4 protein-coding genes are annotated in these 18,935 nt (G+C 73.5%); 2 read left to right on the top strand and 2 right to left on the bottom strand.

Annotation, left to right across the window (positions count from 1 at the left end; all coding sequences use genetic code 11):
• The first annotated feature begins 197 nt into the window (after nt 1-197).
• Nucleotides 198-13,295 carry a type I polyketide synthase gene (locus ACFZDL_RS03370; protein WP_353591129.1) on the top strand — a complete coding sequence of 4,366 codons (13,098 nt, stop codon included), beginning with the start codon at nt 198-200 and terminating at the stop codon, nt 13,293-13,295.
• Nucleotides 13,296-13,299: 4 nt separating this feature from the next.
• On the opposite strand, the gene ACFZDL_RS03375 is transcribed toward ACFZDL_RS03370, so the two are convergent.
• Nucleotides 13,300-16,995, bottom strand: a complete 3,696-nt coding sequence (locus ACFZDL_RS03375) for a family 78 glycoside hydrolase catalytic domain (RefSeq protein WP_353591130.1) — start codon at nt 16,993-16,995, stop codon at nt 13,300-13,302.
• Between the two features lie 190 nt (nt 16,996-17,185).
• On the opposite strand from ACFZDL_RS03375, the gene ACFZDL_RS03380 reads away from it, so the two are divergent.
• Nucleotides 17,186-17,794: a TetR/AcrR family transcriptional regulator gene (locus tag ACFZDL_RS03380; RefSeq protein WP_353591131.1), complete on the top strand. Its 609-nt coding sequence runs from the start codon at nt 17,186-17,188 to the stop codon at nt 17,792-17,794.
• 4 nt (nt 17,795-17,798) lie between these two features.
• Here ACFZDL_RS03380 and ACFZDL_RS03385 read toward each other — a convergent pair whose 3' ends face one another.
• Nucleotides 17,799-18,797, bottom strand: a complete 999-nt coding sequence (locus ACFZDL_RS03385) for a LacI family DNA-binding transcriptional regulator (RefSeq protein WP_353591132.1) — start codon at nt 18,795-18,797, stop codon at nt 17,799-17,801.
• Between the last annotated feature and the right edge of the window lie 138 nt (nt 18,798-18,935).

Below are 18,935 nucleotides of genomic sequence, written 5' to 3' on the forward strand. Positions count from 1 at the left end.
CGCGGCCACAACGAGAACGTCGCCCCCGCCCCCGGCGGGTAGGAGCCCCCGCGCACAAGCCGTCGCGGCCGCCTCGGCCTCGACCGTCCCCTGAGGCGCTGTCAAGCCGGATGCAACCGCCGCTCTGCCGCTTCGCTCTATAAACCGATCAGCTCTGCCGCAGAACTGCTGCCTCTTCCGGTTTGGAGACGGTTCGGTTGCCCAACGCTCAGCACGAGTTCGCAGTCGCCGGCCATCCGTGGATCCTCTCCGGGCACACCGGAACCGCGCTGCGAGCCCGGGCGCGGCGGCTCCACGGCCATGTCACCGACCACCCTCGGCTCCGTCCGGAAGACATCGGCCACACGCTGGCGAACAGCGGCCCGGCGCTCACCCATCGCGCGGCGGTGATCGCGGCGGACCGGGAGGGGTATCTGCGGGGGCTCGACGCGGTGGCCCGGGGTGAGGACGCCCCCGGTGTCCTGCGGGGCACGGCAGCCGCGGCCGGCGAGGGGATCGTGTTCGTCCTCCCCGGCCAGGGCACCCAGTGGCCCGGTATGGCCGCGGACCTCCTGGAGGCGTCCCCCGCCTTCCGCCGGGCCGTGGCCGCCTGTGCCGAGGCGTTCGAGCCGTATGTCGCCTGGTCACCGGAGGCGGTGCTGCGGGGCGCTCCGGGCGCGCCGCCGCTGGAGCGGACCGATGTGGTGCAGCCGACGCTGTTCGCCGTGATGGTGGGGCTGGCCGCGCTGTGGCGGACTCACGGAGTGGGCCCCGCGGCGGTCGTGGGGCACTGCATCGGGGAGATCGCGGCGGCCCATGTCTGCGGTGCCCTGTCGCTGTCCGACGCGGCACGTGTGGTGATCGAGAGCAGCCGGGCGCAGGCGACGCTCTCCGGGTCGGGTGCGCTGATCGCGGTCGCGCGGTCCGAGGCGCAGTTGCTTCCGCTGCTGCGGCGGTGGCCGGGCAGGCTGACGGTCGCCGCGGTCAACGGCCCGATGGCGACGGTGGTCTCCGGCGATCGGCAGGCCACCGGGGAGCTGTTGGCGGAGCTCACCCGTGCCGGTGTCCGGGCCCGCGAGGTGGCGGTCGACATCCCCGCGCACTCGCCGTTCATGGCCCCCCTCAGGGACGGCCTGCTCGACTCGCTGTCTTCGGTCACCGCGGGCGCGTCGCGGGTGCCGTTCCACTCCTCGGTCACCGGGGGCCCGCTGGAGACCCAGGGGCTCGACGCGGCTTACTGGCACCGGAACCTCGCCGAGAGGGTCCGCTTCGACAGCGTCGTCACGGGGCTGCTGCGGCAGGGCGCGCGCTGCTTCGTGGAGCTGAGCCCGCACCCGATGCTGACCATGTGTGTGCAGGCCACCGCCGAGGAGGTGGTCGGCGGTGAGCACGTCGTGATCGTGCCGACGCTGCACCGCGGACAGGCCGCCGTCGCGTCCTTTCGCACCGCCCTGGCCGAGCTGTACGTACACGGCGCACTGGATGATCACCAGGCGGCGTTCTCGGTGCCGGGCGGCCACCTGATCGAACTGCCCCTCGACCTGCCCGCGGACACCTCCGCGGAGCCGGCCGCCGCCCCGGACCCGGCGGAGGCCTGCCCCTCCCCCTTGGTGGAGCGGCTGGTCCGGCTCTCCCCCGCGGAGCGGATGCGGCGGCTGCGCGAGCTGGTGAGCGTCGAGGCGGCCAAGGTCCTCGGGGAGGTCACCGGGGCGGACACGCCGGGCCCCGGCATCGCGGAGCAGGAGCACTTCGTCGCCTCGGGGTTCGACTCCGCGGCGGCGGTCGCGCTGCGCAACCGTCTGAACGAGGCCACCGGGCTGCTGCTGCCCTTCACCCTGGCCTTCGACCATCCGACGCCCGCCGCCGTCGCCGACCATCTGCACTCCCTGCTCCACGGTCACCAGGGCGGCCAGGAGCCGGGCGCCGGCGGCCACTCAGGCCCCGCGGCGGCGGCCGGTCCGGCCAGGGCCGACGACGAGCCGGTCGCCGTCATCGGCATGGCGGGCCGCTTCCCCGGGGGCGCGCACACCCCGGAGGAGCTGTGGGAGCTGGTCGCCGCCGGCACCGACGCCCTCTCCCCCTTCCCGGAGGACCGGGGCTGGGATCCGCGGGAGCTCTACGATCCGGACCCCGCCCGGCCCGGCACGTACTACCAGCGCGAGGCGGGATTCCTCCACGACGTCGACAAGTTCGACGCCGAGTTCTTCGGGATCGCGCCCCGCGATGCCACGGCCATGGACCCCCAGCAGCGGCTGCTGCTGGAGACCTCGTGGGAGGCGCTCGAACGGGCGCGGATCGACCCGACGACGCTGCGCGGCAGCCGCACCGGGGTGTTCGTCGGCGTGGCCCCGCTGGACTACAGCCCCCGTATGCACCAGGCGTCGCCGGAGCTGGAGGGCCACCTGCTGACCGGCAACATCGGCGCCGCGGCCTCGGGACGGATCTCCTACGTCCTGGGCCTTGAGGGGCCGGCGGTGTCCGTGGACACGGCGTGTTCCTCGTCCCTGGTCGCCCTGCACCTGGCGGTCCAGGCGCTGCGGGCCGGGGAGTGCTCGCTGGCTCTGGTCGGCGGGGCCACGGTCCTCTCCACCCCCGGTATGTTCATCGAGTTCTCGCGGCAGCGCGGTCTGGCTCCGGACGGCCGCTGCAAGGCGTACGCGGCCGCCGCGGACGGCACCGGCTGGTCCGAGGGCGTGGGCATGCTGCTCATCGAGCGACTGTCCGACGCGCGCCGGCTCGGACACCGGGTGCTGGCGGTGGTACGGGGCTCCGCCGTCAACCAGGACGGGGCGAGCAACGGCTTCACGGCGCCGAGCGGGCCGTCACAGCAGCAGGTCATCCGGGCGGCCCTGGTCAATGCCGGGTTGTCGGCTCCGGAAGTCGACGCGGTGGAGGGGCACGGCACCGGCACCCGGCTGGGCGATCCGATCGAGGCGCAGGCGCTGCTGGCCGCCTACGGTCAGGGACGGGCGGCCGGCCGGCCGCTGTGGCTGGGCTCGGTCAAGTCGAACATCGGACACACCCAGTGGGCCGCGGGCGTCATCGGGGTCATCAAAATGGTGCTCGCGCTCCAGCACGGTGTGCTGCCGCGCACCCTGCACGTGGACGAGCCGTCGGATTACGTGGACTGGTCGGCGGGGTCGGTACGGCTGTTGACGGAGCCGGTGCCCTGGCCGGAGAGGGGGCACCCGCGCCGGGCGGGCGTGTCGTCCTTCGGCGTGAGCGGGACCAACGCTCATGTCATCCTCGAGCAGGCCCCGCCGACGGCGCCGCCGTCCGCGCGGGCCCCCGAGAAGGATGCCGTCGTGGCGGGGACCCCCCTGCCGTGGGTGGTCTCGGCGAAGACGCCCCAAGCGCTGCGCGACCAGGCCCGCCGCCTGCACACACACCTCACCGCCCGGCCACAACTCCAGCCGGCGGATGTCGGGCACACCCTCGCCACCGGCCGCGCCACCTTCGACCACCGCGCCGTCGTCATCGGCTCCGATCGCGAAGGGCTCCTTCACGGCCTGGACGCCCTGGCCACCGGCCGACCCGATCCGGCGGTCCACCGGACTGGGCCCCGCCCCGCCACCGCCGGCGACCGCACCGTCTTCGTCTTCCCCGGACAAGGCGGCCAATGGGCGGGCATGGGACTGCGACTGCTGAACGCCTCACCCGGCTTCGCCGAGCAGATGGCCGGCTGCGAACAGGCCCTCGCCCCCTACGTCGACTGGTCGCTGACAGAGGTGCTGCGCCGTGGCGAGGACGACGCGGTGTGGCAGCGCGCCGACATCGTCCAGCCCGTCCTGTTCTCGATCATGGTGTCCCTGGCCGCGCTCTGGCGCTCCCACGGCATCGAACCGGACGCCGTACTCGGCCACTCGCAGGGCGAGATCGCCGCGGCCCACGTCTGTGGCGCCCTGACACTCCACGACGCGGCCAAAGTCATCGCCCTGCGCAGCCGGGCCCTCCAGAGCCTGCACGGCACCGGGGGCATGGCCTCCGTACCCCAACCCGCGGACCGTGTGACCCAACTCCTCCGCAGCCGCTGGCCCGGCCAGCTCTGGGTGGCCGCCACCAACTCCCCCACCACCACGGTCATCTCGGGAGACACCAAGGCACTGGAAGAAGCGCTCGACCACTACCGGGCCCACGACGTACGAGCCAAACGCATCCCGGTCGACTACGCCTCCCACTGCCCCCACATCGACGCCGTGGCCGAGCGGCTGCCCCCTCTGCTGGACGGGATCGTCCCCCGCGCCGCCGCCATCCCCTTCTACTCCACCGTCGACGGCCGATGGGCCGAGCCGACCGAGCTCGACGCCGGCTACTGGTACCGCAACCTGCGCAGCCCCGTACGGTTCGCCCAGGCCGTCCGCGCCCTCACCGAAACCGGCCACCACACCTACATCGAGGTCAGCCCGCACCCCACCCTCACCCCCGCCATCACAACCACCACCGAAACCACCCGCCACACCGCCACCGTCATCGCCTCACTCCACCGCGACCATGACGACGCCCAGCACATCCTCACCAACCTCGCCCAGGCCCACACCCACGGCCACACCACCGACTGGTCACACCACTACCGGACCCTGCACCCCGCCTCACACCCCATCGACCTCCCCACCTACCCCTTCCAACACCACCACCAGTACTGGCTGCACACCTCCACCGAGCACATGGAGCCGCCCTCCCGCGGCAAGGAGGTGGGGGCGGACGTCGCCGCGGCCCGCTTCTGGGAGGCTGTCGAAGGCGAGGACGCCAACGCCGTCGCCGCGCTCCTCGACGTCGAGCCCGGCACCTCGCTGGACGCGCTGCTGCCGGCCCTGTCCGCCTGGCACGGTCGGCGTCGCGACCAGGCCATCACCGACACCTGGTGCTATCGCGACATCTGGAAGCCGGTCGGCCTCACCGGCGCCCGCCCCCGGCCGTCCGGCCGATGGATTGTCGCGATCCCCGCAGGGCGGGCCGATCACCCCCACGTCAGTGCCGTCCTGAGCGCTCTGGAACGCCAGGGGCCGCCCCCGACCGCCCTCGTCCTCGACGACACCCACACCGATCTCCCCCTGCTGGAGCACCACCTCGCCCGGGCGGTCGCGGGCGAGGGCCCGGCCGTCGGCGGAGTGCTCTCGCTGCTCGCCCTCGACGAGGCACCGCATCCGCTCCACCCGGAGGTGCCGGTCGGCACCGCCCTGACCCTCAGGCTGATCCAGGCGCTCACCGCACGCGAGGACATCGGGCCACGCCTGTGGTGTGCCACTCATGAGGCCGTCGCCACCTCGCCCGCGGATACGCTCGATCACCCCCTCCAGGCGTTGGTCTGGGGACTGGGGCGCACCGCCGCCCTGGAACACCCCGATCTGTGGGGCGGGCTGATCGACCTTCCCGCCACCCTCACCGAGCGGGTCCTCCACAGCCTCGTCACGGCGCTGACCACCTGTCACGAGGAGAACGAACTCGCGCTGCGCGCCACGGGCCCGCGCACCCGGCGCCTGGTGCGGACACCGTCCACGGCCGCGGCTCAGGACGCCCGGCCGTGGACGCCGCGCGGCACCGTCCTCATCACGGGCGGCACCGGAGCCCTCGGCTCCCGCGTGGCGCACCGCATCGCCGAACGTCATCCCGACTGCCATCTGCTGCTGGTGAGCCGGCGGGGGCCCAACGCCCCCGGTGCCACCGCGCTCCGTGACCGGCTGACCGGACTGGGCGCCACGGTGACCCTCGCCGCGTGTGAGGTGGCCGACCCCGGCGCGCTCGCGGATCTGCTCACCGGTGTCCCCCCGGACCGTCCCCTCACCGCGGTCATCCACACCGCGGCCGTCCTGGACGACAGCACCCTCACCGCACAGACCCCGGACCACCTGGTCACCGTTCTGGGCCCGAAGTCCCACGCCGCACACCATCTGCACACCCTCGCCCAGCGCCACTCCCTCGACGCGTTCGTTCTCTTCTCGTCCGTCGCGGCGCCCTTCGGCGCCGCGGGCCAGGCCAACTACGCGGCCGCCAACGCCTATCTGGACGCCCTCGCCCAGCACCGCCGGGCCCGGGGGCTCGCCGCCACCTCCATCGCCTGGGGCAACTGGGACGGCGACGGGCTCGCGAACACCAGGACCGCGCAGACCTACCTCCGCGACCGCGGCTTCCCTCCCATGCCGCCCCTGCTGGCGCTGGCGGCCCTGGAGCAGGCCGCCGTCTCGCCCCACGCCCAGCTCGTCGTCGCCGACGTGGACTGGAAGAAGCTCAAGCCGGCTCCGCACACCCGCGACATCCCGGAGAGCCGCCGCCCGGCGCCCGCCGCCGACGGCAGCGACGAGACGGCCGACGTCTCCGCGAGCCTGCGTGCCCGCCTGGCAGGTCAGAGCCCGACCGAGCGCCACCAGACGCTCCTCGACCTCATCAGCCCGCACACGGCCGCCGTCCTCGGCCACTCCACGGCCCAGGCGATCGCCACCGACCGGACCTTCCGCGACCTGGGTTTCACCTCGCTGACGGCCATCGAACTGCGCAACCGCCTCGCGGCGGCCACCGGGCTGCGGCTGCCGAGCACCCTCGCCTTCGACCATCCGACGCCGGACAAGCTCGCGGCGGACCTGCTGGAGCGGTTCATGCGTCCGGACGGCACCGGGAGGACGGCCCACGGACCGGGCGCCACGTCCGCGGGCGGCCGTGCACAGGACCCGGCCGAACCCATCGCCGTCGTCGGCTGGGCCTGCCGCTATCCCGGCGGGATCAACTCCCCCGAGGAGCTGTGGGAGTTCATCACCGCGCACCGGGACGCCGTCGGGGACTTCCCGACCGACCGGGGCTGGGACCTGGCGAGGCTCTTCGATCCCGATCCGGACCGGCCGGGCACCTCGTACGCCCGGCAGGGCGCCTTCCTCCACGGCGCGGGCGACTTCGACCCGGAGTTCTTCGGGATCAGCCCGCGGGAGGCCACCGCGACCGACCCCCAGCAGCGGCTGCTCCTGGAAACGTCCTGGGAAGCCCTCGAACGAGCCGGGATCAACCCCCAGGACCTCCAGTCCAGTCCGACGGGCGTCTTCACCGGCAGCAACGCCCAGGACTTCGCCGCACATCTGCGGCAGGCACCACCGGAACTCGCCGAGCTGTGCGAGGGCTACGCGCTGACGGGCAGCAACAACAGCGTCGCCTCAGGGCGCGTCTCGTACGCGCTCGGCCTGGAGGGCCCGGCGGTCAGCATCGACACCGCCTGCTCGTCCTCGCTCGTAGCGCTCCATCTGGCCTGCCAGTCGCTCCGGGCCGGCGAATGCTCGCTGGCCCTGGCGGGCGGTGTCACGGTCATGATGACCCCGTTCAACTTCGTGGAGTTCTCCCGTCAGCGGGGCCTGGCCCCGGACGGCAGGTGCAAGGCGTTCTCCGCCACGGCCGACGGCACCGGCTGGGGCGAGGGCGTGGGCATGGTGGTGGTGGAGCGGCTGTCGGACGCGCGGCGCAACGGCCACCGCGTGCTGGCCCTCGTACGCGGCAGCGCCGTCAACCAGGACGGGGCCAGCAACGGGCTGACGGCCCCGAACGGCCCCTCACAGCAGCGGGTCATCCGGGCCGCCCTGGCCGCCGCCGGGGTCGGCGCGGCGGAGGTGGACGCGGTAGAGGCGCACGGCACGGGGACGACGCTCGGCGATCCGATCGAGGCCCAGGCCCTGCTCGCCACCTACGGGCAGGGACGGCCGGAAGACCGGGCGCTGTGGCTCGGCACGGTCAAGTCCAACATCGGGCACGCCCAGTCGGCCGCCGGCATCGCCGGGGTCATCAAGATGGTGCTGGCCCTGCGCCACGGGATGCTGCCGCGCACACTGCACGTGTCCGAGCCGTCGCCGCACGTGGACTGGTCGGCGGGCGCCGTGCGGCTGCTGACCGAGGACCAGCCGTGGCCGGACACCGGGCGTCCCCGGCGGGCGGGGGTGTCGTCCTTCGGCGTGAGCGGCACCAACGCCCATGTGATCCTGGAGCAGGCGCCACAGGAGGAGACCCCCGCAGAGGCCACCGCGGGGCCCGAGCCGGGCCCGTCCCCGAATCCGGCCGCCACACCCTCCCCGCTCCCCTGGCCCCTCTCCGCCAGGTCGGAGGAGGCCCTGCGGGCCCAGGCCCGGACGCTGCGGGCGTATATGGCCGAGCGCCCGGATGCCGACCCCGCCGATGTGGGGTACTCCCTCGCCAGGGGACGGGCGGTGTTCGAGCACCGGGCCGTGCTCCTCGGCACCGGCCACGACGACTTCCGGCGCGCCCTGGACGCCCTGGCGGCGGGCACGCCGAACGGCGCGGTCGTCCAGGGCACAGCGGCGGGGCGGCACGGCACGAAGGGACAGGGCAAGGTCGCCTTCGTGTGTTCGGGGCAGGGCACCCAGCGCCCCGGCATGGGCCGGGAGCTCCACCGTTCGTCCGCGGTGTTCGCCGGGGCGCTGGAGGAGGTGTGCGCCCACCTGGACCCGTATCTGGAACGCCCTCTGATGGAGGTGATGTTCGCCGACGAGAAGAGCGAGGCGTCGGAGCTGCTGCACCGGACCGGCTACGCGCAACCGGCCCTCTTCGCCCTCCAGACCGCGCTGCACCGCATGGTCACCGAGGAGTTCGGGCTCACCCCCGACTATCTGGCCGGCCACTCCCTGGGCGAGGTCACCGCCGCCCATCTGGCGGGCATCCTCGGCCTCCCCGACGCCGCGGCTCTGGTGGCGGCCCGCGCCCGCGCCATGCGGGACCTTCCGGCCGCCGGAGCCATGGTCGCCGTCGAGGCCACCGAAGCGGAGCTGCGGCCCCGGCTCGCCGAGTGGGCGGACCGGATCGGCATCGCCGCCGTCAACTCTCCCGCGTCCCTGGTCATCACGGGCGACCACGACGCCGTGTACCAGGTGGCCGACGGCTTCCGCGCACAGGGCAGGAAGGTCACCCCCCTCCAGGTCAGCGGCGCCTTCCACTCCCCCCACATGGAACCCCTGCTCGGCGCGATCGGGCGCACCGCCGAGACCCTCACCTACCACCGGCCCCACACCCCTCTCGTCACCGCGTCCGCGGACAGCGGCGACGGCACGCCCGAGCAGCGGGCCGACATCGACCCCGGCACGGCCGCGTTCTGGCCGCTCCAGGCCCGGCGCACCGTCCACTACGCGCGGGCCGTGGAGCGGCTGCACGCCCGCGGCGTGACCACGTTCCTGGAGCTCGGCCCCGACGCGACTCTCACCGCCCTGGTCCACCACAACCTCGCCGAGCACGATCCTGTGGCCGTCTCCCTGCTCCATCCGCAGCGGTGCGAGACGCGCAGCGTCCTCACCGCGCTCGCCACGGTCCACGCCCACGGCCGCCCGGTCGCCTGGACACGCCACTACGCCGCACGGCCGCAGCCGGCACCACGCCAGATCGACCTGCCCACCTATGCCTTCCGGCACCGGCGCTACTGGCTGCCCGCCCCGGCGGCGGCCGGCGATGTCACGGCCGCGGGGCTCGACGCGGCCCAGCACCCGCTGATCGGCGCGGCCGTGGGGCTCGCGGAGGGCGACGGCTGTCTGCTGACCGGCAGGATCTCGCCCCGTACGCACCCCTGGCTGGCCGACCACGTCATCTCCGGCACCGTTCTGCTGCCGGGTACCGCGTTCGTGGAGCTGGCGCTGCGGGCCGGGGCGTACGTCGGCTGCGACCACGTGGAGGAGCTGACCTTGCACGCACCGCTCCCGCTGCCCGCCGACGGCGAGGTGGTGCTGCAGGTGGCGGTGGGGGCCGCCGACGAGTCCGGCCGCCGTGAGCTGGGCATCCACGCCCGGCCGGCGGACCAAGGCCGGACCGAGGGGGGCTCCTCCGTGTCCGGCGCGTGGACCCGGCACGCCGTCGGCACGCTGGCGGCGGCCCGCGACATCGGCCTCGAAGAAGACGCCGGCCACGACGGCTCCGAGGGCAACGAGCCATCCGGGGCCTGGGCCGCGGCCTGGCCCCCGGCCGGCGCGGAGCCCTTGGACGTCACCGGGGTCTACGACCGGTTCGCCGAGGCGGAGTTCGGGTACGGGGAGGGATTCCGGGGGCTGGCCGCGGCATGGCGGCACGGTGACGAGACCCTGGCGGAGGTCCGCCTCCCCGACCAACTGGCCGGTGACGCCCTCCGCTTCGGGCTGCACCCCGCACTGCTCGACGCGGCGCTGCAGGCCATGTGGCTGGTGGAGCCCGACGGCACGCGGCCGGCGGGTGGCCTGGGCGGCCCGGATCGGGGCCTGCCGTTCGCCTGGCAGGGGGTCTCGCTGCGTACGGCGGGCCCGTCGGCCCTGCGGGTACGTCTGCGACGGCTGGGGCCGGACGCCGTGACGGTCGCCCTGTCCGACGCGGCGGGGCGGCCGGTCGCGTCGGTGGAGTCGCTGGCGCTGCGTCCGGTGGCCCGCGGCACCTTGCGCGGGTCCGGGGCGGCCGTGCGCACCGCGCTGTTCGGCCTGGACTGGACCGACGCGCCACTGCCGGCGCCGCCCCCGGCCCCGCCCCGGTGGGCGGTGATCGGAGCGGACGCCCTCGGTCCTGCGCCCGCGCTCGAGACGGCGGCGGGCGACCACACCACCGACGGCGTGGGCCGCTACGCGGACCTGGAGGACCTGGTGCGCTCCGTGGCGGCGGGTGCCCCCGTGCCGGACCTCGTCATCGCCGCCTGCCACGAAGCCGGTGAACGGCCACCGACCGAGACGGTGCGTACGAGGACCCGTCAGGTGCTGGACCTGCTCCAGCGGTGGCTCGGCGAGGACGGGCTCGCCGACGCGCACCTGGTGCTGATCACCTCCGGCGCGGTCGCCGCCCGGCCGGGCGAGCCGGTGCGGGACCTGGCGGGGGCGGCGGTCTGGGGGCTGGTGCGCTCCGCCCAGTCGGAGCATCCTGAGCGCTTCACCGTGGTGGACGTGGACGGCGCCCAGGAGTCCCGCGCGGCGCTGCTCGGCGCGCTCGGCCTCGGCGAGCCGCAACTGGCGCTCCGCGGCGGCCGGGTGCTGGCCCCGCGCCTGGTGCGCCAGGGCGACGGCGCCAACGACAGCGGTCCGGCCCTGCCGCAGGGGGCGGGAGGCTGGCGGTTGGAGTGCCCCGGCACGGGCAGTCTGGACGGGTTGACCGCGACCGCGTCCCCGGCCGCGGCGGTGCCGCTCGGGCCGTGCGAGGTACGTGTCGCGGTGCGGGCCGCCGGGCTGAACTTCCGCGATGTGCTGATCGCGCTGGGCGTGGTGCCCGGGCGGACGGCGCTGGGCAGTGAGGGGGCGGGGATCGTCCTCGAGGCCGGGGCGGAGGTCCGCGACCTGGCGCCCGGGGACCGGGTGATGGGCATCTTCCCCGAGGCGTTCGGCCCGGTGGCCGTGGCCGAGCGGGCGACCCTGGCGCGGATTCCCGGCGGCTGGTCATTCGCCCAGGCCGCGTCGGTGCCCATCGTCTTCGCCACGGCCTACCACGGCCTGGTCGATCTGGCCCGCCTGCGGGCGGGGGAATCGGTGCTGGTCCATGCGGCGGCCGGGGGTGTGGGCATGGCCGCCGTACAGCTGGCGCGCCACCTGGGGGCCGAGGTGTACGCCACCGCCGGCCCCGGCAAGTGGCACATCCTGCGCGCCCAGGGCATCGACGGCGACCATCTGGCCTCGTCGCGCACGCTGGAGTTCGAGCAGCGCTTCGCCGCGGTCCGTGGCGGGCGGGGGATCGATGTCGTCCTGGACTGTCTGGCCCATGAGTTCGTCGACGCCTCGCTGCGTCTGGTGGCCCGTGGCGGCGGCCGGTTCCTGGAGATGGGCAAGAGCGACATCCGTGACCCGCGGCGGGTGGCGCTGGACCATCCGGGCGTGCTCTACCGGGCGTTCGACCTGATGGAGGCCGGGTCGGAGCGGGTCGGGCAGATCCTGCACACCGTGCTGGACCTGTTCGAGCGCGGTGTCCTGACCCCGCTGCCGACGACCTGCTGGGACATCCGGCAGGCGGAGCACGCCTTCCGCCATCTGCAGCAGGGCCGCCACATCGGAAAGAACGTGCTCACCCTCCCGGCCGGCTGGAACACCGAGGGCACCGTGCTGATCACCGGTGGCACGGGCACCCTGGGCGCCGCCCTCGCCCGCCACCTGGCGGCCACCGGCCGCGCCCGCCATCTGCTGCTGGCCGGCCGGCGCGGCCCCGACGCCCCGGGCGCCGAGGAGCTGCGGCGGGAGCTGACCGAGCTGGGCGCGCGGGTCACCATCGCCGCCTGCGATCTCGGCGACCGCGCGGCGGCCGCCCGGCTCCTGGGGGCGATCCCCGCCGAGCGACCGCTGACCGCCGTCATCCACGCGGCGGGTGTCACCGACGATGCCACCCTCGGGTCCCTCACCCCCCGCCACCTGGACGCCGCCCTGGCCGCCAAGGCCGATGCCGCCTGGCATCTGCACACCCTGACCCGCCACACCGACCTGGCCGCGTTCGTCCTCTTCTCCTCGGTCGCCGGCCTCCTCGGCTCGCCGGGGCAGGGCAACTACGCCGCGGCCAACGCGTATCTGGACGCGCTCGCCCACCACCGCCGAGGCTCGGGGCTTCCGGCGGTGTCGCTGGCGTGGGGGCTGTGGGAGCAGGCCAGCGGCATGACCGGGCACCTGGACCGGGCCGACCGCGCCCGGCTGGCCCGGCTCGGCATCATCCCCCTCACGACTGGGCAGGCGCTCGACCTCTTCGACGCCGCCCTCGGCCACCACCGCCCCGTCCTCGTCCCCGCCCGCCTGGAGACGCCCGATCCGCGCCCCGGCTCATCGTCCGTGCCGCCCCTGTACCGGGGCCTGGCCGGACCCCCGATCCCACGGCCACGCCCCGCGCCGGCCGCCGGGCCGTCCCCCCTGCGGGCCCGTCTCGACGGTCACGGCCCGGTCGAGCAGCACGAGATCCTGCTCTCGCTGGTCCGCTCCCACGCCGCGCTCGTGCTGGGCCGCGACGATCCGGCCTCGGTCCACCCCGGCGCACACTTCCGCGGTCTGGGCTTCGACTCCCTGACCTCGGTCGAGCTCCGCAACCGGCTCAACGCCGCCACCGGTCTCCGGCTCTCCCCCACCCTCGCCTTCGACCACCCCACGCCCGACGAACTCGCCCGTCACGTCCGGGAACAGGTGCTGTGCGACGGCGAGGCGGCGCGGGTGGCTCCGGTGCTGGCCGAGCTGGACAGGCTGGAAGCGGCTCTGTCCCGGGTGGACGGGGACGACACGGTCCGGGCGAGGGTGACGGCCCGGCTGCAGGCCCTCCTTCTGAAGTGGAACGAGTCCGACGGCCCGGCGGAGGGCGGTGACGGCGCGGGCAGGCTGGCCTCCGCCACGGCCGCCGAGGTGCTGGACTTCATCAGGAACGACCTCGGCCTTTCCTGAACGGTCATCCGGCGTTGAAGCGGTACGAGCCGGCCCGGGCCCGGTAGACCGTGTAGCGGGCTCCCCCGGAGGTGTCGTCGCGGACGAAGGCGACGCCCCGGGGCGCGGTGACGGGCTGGTCCCGGGTGGGGACCCAGATCTCGGCGTCGGTGTTGTACGGGATGGTGACCGCGAGGTCGATCCGGCCGTCCGAGCGGCGCCGCCACCGCGAGGACACCGTGCCGCGCACGGTGTCGATGGAGGCGCTGACGTGGTCGAGCGTCGCGGGCGCCAGGTCGGTGTCCTGGGTGTCCTTGGGGACCCGGCTGTTGACCGCGGCCTCGGGGACGTACGGGCGGATGCGCAGCGACGCGTAGGCGGTGGAGGTCGGCTTGATGCCGGCCAGGCTCTGGTAGAACCAGGTGGCCACGTTGGAGCGGTAGTGGTGGTTGACCGAGAGCCGGTCGGTCCACTGCTCCCACAGCGAGGTGGCGCCCTTGGCGATCTGGTGGACGTAGCCGGGCACACCGGTCTGGGTGACAGCCGTGAGGGCGATGTCCGTGTAGCCGTACTCGCTGAGGATGTTGAACTCGTAGCGCGATCCGTACATGTCGCATCGGATGTGGTGGTCCGCGGCCACGATGCGGTCGGCGAGCAGTTTCGCGAGGGCCTTCTTGTTCTCGGCGAGCGTCTTCGTGCCGGCCAGGTAGCGGGGGTCGCCCGGGTCCAGGTCCGAGCCGGGGACCAGGTCGAAGGCGATGGCCAGGGTGTTCTCGCTGGAGATGCTGCCCTGGGTGAAGTGGCCTTGGGACGCGTCCCAGTAGTTGGCGATGAACGCCTTGCGCAGGGTGCGCGCGAGCTTCGCGTAGTGGGCGGCGCGTTCGGTGCGGCCGAGGCGGCGTCCCACCTCGTCCATGTAGTCGCAGAAGTGGATGTAGAAGGCGAGGCTGATGACGGCGTTGCTGCCGGGGGGCTCGGCGCCGGAGTAGGCGCCGAGGGAGGCTTCGAACGTGTAGTCGTTCTCGGCGGTGAACAGGGTCTCGTAGTACTTCAGGAGCGTGTCCTGGTGGTCGTAGAGCTCGGCGAACAGGCTGCTGTTGCCGTAGTACGCGTACAGCTCCTTCGGGATGACGAAGTACGCCGAGTCCCAGGCGGGCACCGCCTTCCACGCGGCGTTCCAGCCGGGGGTGTGGTCGTAGCCGTAGCCTCCCTTGGCGATGGGCACGAACATGGGCAGCTGGCCGGTGGAGATCTGGGTGTCGGGGAAGTGGCGCAGGTAGTTGGTGAGGAGGGCGTTGACGTCCCAGGTGAGGGACTGCGACTCGGAGCTGGCCATGGCGTCGCCGGTCCAGCCGTTCTTCTCCCGCGACGGGGTGTCGGTGGGCTTTTGGACCAGGTTGTTCTGCTCGGCCCACTCCAGATTGCGCTGGAGTCGGTTGAGCAGCGGGTTGTCCGTGGTGAACGTGCCGGTGCGGGCGAAGCCGGAGCGGGCGACGTCGACGGTCAGCACCTCCGCGTCCCGCTCGAGGTCGGGTGTCCGTCCGAGGACGGCTTCGAGGTTCATCACTTCCAGGTAGCGGAAGCCGAAGTGGCTGAACCGCTGTTCCCAGGTCTGCGCCGGCCGCCTGCCGAGGGTGTAGTAGTGCGTCTGGAGGTCGGCGTCGTGCTGGAAGTTCTCCTCCTCGACGGACAGCGGGGAGCCGGCGCCGCCATCGCCGCCCGCGATGCGGTTGCCCCCGCGGATCCGCAGGGTGATGCCCTCCTTGTCGGGGTGCACCTGGGTGAGGGACAGCCGGACGAAGCCGGTCATGATCTGGCCGAAGTCCAGGACCCAGCTTCCCGAGCCGGGGGCGGTCTCGGTGAGCGAGACCGGGCGCAGCGTCTGGCTGACCAGGACCGGCTCCGCCTCGTGGGCGCGTAGGACGGCCGGTGTGAAGCCCTGGGGAACCGTCGTGGCCGGCAGGGCGCCGTGATGCTCGGGCGCGGGGCCCGCGCAGCTGCCCGGGGGGATCAGCACCGTGGCCGGACGCCAGTCGCGGCCGGTGCGGTAGCCGGCCGAGCGCCAGTCGCCGAGCCGGTCGGCGCGCCGGGCGTCGTACTTCTCTCCCGAGTAGACGGAGTCGAAGGTCGTGGGCCCGTCCGCGGTGAGCCAGTCCCGGTCGGTGACGAGCGTGGTGGCCGAGCCGTCCGTGTAGGACACGACGAGCTTCGCTCGCATACGGGGCTGGCCGGCGTAGGGGGCGAGTTGCCAGTACCACTCCTGTGGCGTGGTCACTCCGTACCAGCCGCGGCCGAGTTCGGCGGCGACGACGTTGTCCCGGCCGGCCCGCAGCAGCGCGGTGACGTCGAAGGTGTCGTAGAGCACCGTGCGGTCGTAGGTGCTCTGGTCGGTGAGGAGCCGGGGGACGTTGGTCCGGTCTTCGGCCGCCTGCTTGCCGTCCACGGTGATCGGGTCGCCGTTGACGGTGAAGGTGACGTTGCCGGCGGCGCTCAGGTGGAGGCGTGCCCTGGCGATGCGCCGGCCGTGGGGCAGGGTGAACGAGCGGCGCAGCACGGGTGCCGGGTTGGCGATGGGCAGCACGGCGTTCTTGGCGGGGATGTAGGGGTTCTTGGGCGGGAAGGTCAGGCCGTCGAGGGTGCCGATGCCACTTTCGAACGGGTTGGCGCCGGTGGTGAGGTCGGCGGAGAAGTCGGGGGCGCCGGTGCCGGTCACCTTGACGCTGCGGACGGTGGCGGAGGTGCCGCCGCCGAAGCCGAAGCTTCCGTGGCGGCGGATCTGGTCCGCGGCGAGTGTGCGGCGGTCCACCTCGACACCGCCCACCTCCGTGGTCACGGTGAGCCCGCGGACCGTGACCTTCACGGTGTGGTCGCGGGTCGCCCAGGTGTCCTTCGTCAGTCCGGTGGCGGCGGGGAGGGTGACCGTGCCGACCGGGACGTCGCGGGTGCCGGCCGTGGTGGGGTTGGTCTCGCTCTGCGGGTCGTAGAAGTCGACGCCCCAGTTCGGCTCGGAGGTGCCGTCGTCCACCCAGGTGTTGCCGGCGTAGTGGCTGGTCTTCATGGCCAGCTGCATATCGTCGCCGCTGCGCCTGATGGTCCAGTCGAGCGCTTCGCTCCAGGTCTTGCCGATGGGTTCGGCGCGCAGCAGCAGGGACAGCCCGCCGGCGGCGTCGGGACCGCCACGGAAGACGACGGTGGCGGTCAGGTCCTTCCAGTCGTGGTCCTGCGGTTGGCGTCCGCCGATCCACTGCGCGCCCGACCAGTCCTTCTCGCCCTTCAGCAGTCCGGTCTCCCACCGCGCGGGCTCGCTCCAGCGACCCGGGGCGCCCTTCTCGTCCCAGGTCCGCACCCGCCAGAAGTACGCCTGCTCCGAGCGCAGCGCGCCGCCGCCGTAGGCCACGTCGACGCTGTTCGGGCTTGTCACCTTGCCGCTGTGCCAGACGTCCGCCTCACCGGGTGCGGTTCCGACCTGGATCTCGTACGCGGTCTGCCTGGCCACCGGCGGCACCCAGCCGAACGCCGGCGCGGTCTGCGTCCCCAGCGGTTGGACCCGGGAGTTGACCTGCAGATCCGTGGGGGCGGAACCGTGTCCGCCGGACGCCCTTCCGCCTGCCGCTCGGGCGCTCGGCGCCGCGGTGAGCGGGAGGGAGGCCCCGGCTGCCGCCGCCGTCATGACGCCGAGCAGGTGTCGACGGCTCAGCGCGCTTGTGTTCTCCTCGGGCACGGTTCGGGTTCCTTTCGGGCTGTGCGACGTTTCGACATCCTGGATCAGCGGCGTCGCCAATCTTTACCACTCGGTTGGTTTCCGCTGGACGGTAAGCCCGCGCCACCAGCGCGGGAAGAGTACGATCAGCGTTCGTAATCAGAGCGTTATCCATGGACCGCTCGCGAGCTTTCACCGAAGGGGGCGCACCGTGAGTCAGGGAAAGGCGCGCGGGCCGTACGCCAAGACACCGGCCCGCAGAGCGGAGATCGTCCGGGCGGCGCGCGACAGCTTCGCCGAGAACGGCTACGCGAAGGCCTCCCTGCGCGACATCGCGGAGCGGGCCGGTATCACCCATGCCGGGCTCCTCCACCACTTCCGCAACAAGGACGAGCTCCTTGCCGAGGTGCTCGCCGAGCGCGACGCCGAGGAGTGGCAGCAGGGCCTGTCCCAGGTCGACAGCCCGGACCAGCTCGCGCCCTACCTCGGCGAGCTCATCCGCCACCACCAGAAGGCACCCGAACTGATGCGGCTGTGGATCGAGCTCGCCGCCGCGGCCTCACGCCCTGACCACCCCGCCCACAGCTACTTCACCGAACGCTACGAGCGCGGGCGCGCGCAGTTCGCCGAGGGGTTCCGCGACGGAGTGGCCCGCGGCAGGCTGCGCGAGGACCTGAGCCCCGAGAGCGCCGCGGTCCTCTTCCACGCCGTGCTCAACGGGCTCCAACTGCAGTGGGTCCTCGATCAGGACCTCGATGTCATCGGGCCCGTCACCGACTTCGTACGCCTGCTCCTCGACCGCGACCACGCGGACGAGTGAGCGCTCAGGCCGCCCCCCGAGGCGGCCCGCTGGTCCCCCGCACCACGAGCTTGGGGTCCAGCACCGCCTCCCGCGGCTCCAGTTCCGGACGCTCCAGCCGCTCCACGGCGAACCGCACGGCGTGCTCGGCCATCAGCACCGCGTCCTGACGAACGGTGGTCAGACCTATCGGCATGAGATGGGAGAGGTGGCTGTCGTCGTAGCCGACGATCGAGATGTCCCGCGGGACGTCGACACCGCCCCGCGCCAGGGCCATCCACACCCCCATGGCGCAACGGTCGTTGCCCGCGAGGACCGCCGTCGGAAGGGGAAGGCCCCGGTCGCGCTCCGCCAGGAGCAGATGGCCGGTCTCGATGCCGGACTGCTCGGTGTGCTCACCGGGGATCACCCGGATCTCCGACTCCAGCCCGTGCCGGCGCATCGCGGCCCGGTAGGACCGCCGCCGCTCGGCCGACCCGGGCCCCCGGCCGCCGTCGATGTGCACGATCGCGCGGTGTCCGAGTTCGATCAGGTGGTCCATGGCCTGCCGGACGCCCTTGGCCTCGGCGCTGTGCACGAAGTCCACGCCGGCGCGCGGCACTCGATGACCGACCGACACGGTGACGGCGCGCTGCCGGAGTTCACCGAGGTAGGCGGGGACCGCGCCGGAGCCCAGCAGGATCAGCGCCTCGCAGCGGTGGCCGAGCAGCGCCTCAACCGCCTTGGCCTCGCTCCGCCCCTCGGCCGCCGCTGACAGCAGGACGTCATAGCCAAGGCGCTCGGCCTCGGGGTAGATCCCCTCGATGAGGTCGCTGTGGAAGGTCTGGTGCACGGTGAACATGACGCCGAGCGTGCGGCTGCGGCCGCGGGCCAGAAGCCGGGCCGCGCTGTCGGGGCGGTAGCCGATCTCGTCGGCGACCCGCAGGACCCGCTCCCGGGTCTCCCGGCTCGCGCCCGGCTGATCGCGGAACACGATCGAGACCAGTGCACGGGACACCCCCGCCTTGTCGGCAACATCGGCCATCGTGGGCCGCTGCCTGCCCGCCGCATCCACCAGTGATCCACCCTTCGACGGAGCCCACCCTAGGACAGCCGCGAAATCCCCCGGCAACAAGCTATTGACATGACATTCGGACAGGGGTCATCGTACTCGCACTAGAGC

Origin of the sequence: Streptomyces sp. NPDC007917 (assembly GCF_042959105.1) — a bacterium.
Taxonomy (GTDB): domain Bacteria; phylum Actinomycetota; class Actinomycetes; order Streptomycetales; family Streptomycetaceae; genus Streptomyces.